This is a genomic window from Rhizobacter sp. P3_B12, from assembly GCF_056402895.1.
On sequence record NZ_JBFUGN010001049.1, the window covers coordinates 1 to 2064 of the forward strand.

Annotated in this window: 1 protein-coding gene and 1 pseudogene; both read left to right on the forward strand. The window is 68.0% G+C overall.

The annotated features are described in order from the left end of the window. Positions 1 to 278, forward strand: a pseudogene (locus tag AC1D01_RS31890) (hypothetical protein); the annotation flags it as partial. Further along, the coding region (locus AC1D01_RS31895; RefSeq protein ID WP_477873519.1) for a secretin N-terminal domain-containing protein at positions 275 to 2064 on the forward strand (1790 nt) is incomplete at its 3' end. The pseudogene AC1D01_RS31890 and the gene AC1D01_RS31895, both read left to right, overlap by 4 nt.

The following is a 2064-nucleotide window of genomic DNA, read 5'->3' on the forward strand; positions in this document are numbered from 1 at the left end:
TCGCTGCGCCGGTGGCCATGGCACCGCCGCCGCCTCCTCCGCCGCCGCAGGCGCCACCGCTGCCGTTCCGCGTGCTCGGCCGCCTGGTCGACGACGGCGAGGTCGCGGTGTTCCTGCAGTACAACGACCAGAACCTGGTCGTGCGCGTCGGCGACACCGTGGCCCAGAACTACAAGGTGGAGAGCCTGCAGGGCGGGACCCTGACCTTGCTCTACACGCCGCTGAACCAGAAGCAGACCCTGGACGTCGGGGGAAGCGAACCGAGAGACACGCGATGAGATGGTTTGATCCGAGGGCTGCGCTGTTGCCCATCCTGCTGGGGGTGCTGCTGCTCGGCGGCTGCGCCGCGCCGCAGGCCTGGCGCGACGGCAATGCGCTGCTGGCCGACGGCAAGACCGCCGAAGGCCTGGCCAAGCTGCAGGAGGCGGTGCGCCTGGAACCGACCAACGCCGAGTACCGCATCGGGCTCGCGACGCAGCGTGCGTCGATCGTCAACCGCCAGGTGCTGGCCGGCGAGGCGGCGCGCCGCGAAGGCCGCCTGACCGATGCCGAGAAGGCCTATCGCCAGGTGCAGGCCATCGAGCCCGACAACGCGATGGCGCGCCAGGGCCTGGACGCGCTGCTGACCGAGCGGCGCCACCGCCAGGCCGTCACCGAAGGCGAGGCGCTGCTGAAGAAGGGTGCCGCGGCCGACCTGGACCTGGCACTCGAGAGGATCCGCCCGGTGCTGGCCGAGAACCCGAACCAGAAGGACGCGCTGAACCTGAAGGCGCGTGTCGACGAGGCGCGCGGCAAGCTGGTCAAGCCCGAGACGCGCCTGGCCGCGGCCTACCGCAAGCCGATCACGCTGGAGTTCCGCGACGCGCCGCTGAAGGCGGTGTTCGACGTGATCGCCAAGGTGTCGGGCCTGAACTTCCTGTTCGACAAGGACATCCGCCCCGACCTGAAGGCGAGCATCCTGGTGAGGAACACCTCGATCGAGGACGCGGTGCGGCTGCTGCTGGTGACCAACCAGCTGGAGCAGAAGGTGCTGGGCGACAACGCGCTGCTGATCTACCCGAACACGCCGCAGAAGCTGAAGGACTACCAGACGCTCGCGGTGCGCAGCTTCTACCTGACCAATGCCGACGTGAAGGCGGTGTCGGGCGCGATCAAGACGCTGGTGAAGACCAAGGACCTGGTGATCGACGAGCGGCTGGGCATCATCATGATGCGCGACACGCCCGAGGCGATCCGCATGGCCGAACGCATCGTCGCGCTGCAGGACCTGAGCGACCCCGAAGTGATGCTCGACGTCGAGGTGCTCGAGATCAAGCGCACCCGGCTGATGGAACTGGGCGTGCAGTGGCCGAGCCAGCTGACGCTGTCGCCGCTGAACATGGCCACCCAGCCGTGGACGCTGAACGACCTGCGCAACATCAATCGCAACACCGTGCAGGCCACCGTCGGCAGCACGCTGATCAATGCGCGCAAGGAAGACACCGACGGCAACATCCTCGCCAACCCGCGCATCCGCGTGCGCAACAAGGAGAAGGCGAAGATCCTGATCGGCGACCGCGTGCCGGTGATCACCACCACGTCCACCTCGACCGGCTTCGTGTCGGAATCGGTGAACTATGTCGACGTCGGGCTGAAGCTCGAGGTCGAGCCCACCATCTACCTCGACGAAGAGGTGGCGATCAAGGTGAACCTCGAGGTCTCGAGCCTGGTGCGCGAGGTGCTGAGCAAGTCGGGTTCGCTGTCGTACCAGATCGGCACGCGCGGCGCCAACACCGTGCTGCGGCTGAAGGACGGCGAGACGCAGATCCTGGCCGGGCTGATCAACGACGAGGACCGCTCCACCGCGAACAAGGTGCCGGCCCTGGGCGAGCTGCCGGTGCTGGGGCGCCTGTTCGGCAGCCAGAAGGACGACAAGCAGCGCAGYGAGGTGCTGCTGTCGATCACGCCGCACATCGTGCGCTCGATCCGCCGGCCCGACCTGTTGTCGGCGGAGTTCGACTCGGGCACCGAGAGCAGCATCGGCGCGCCCTCGCTGCGGCTGGAGGCGATGGAGCCGGAGCAGGG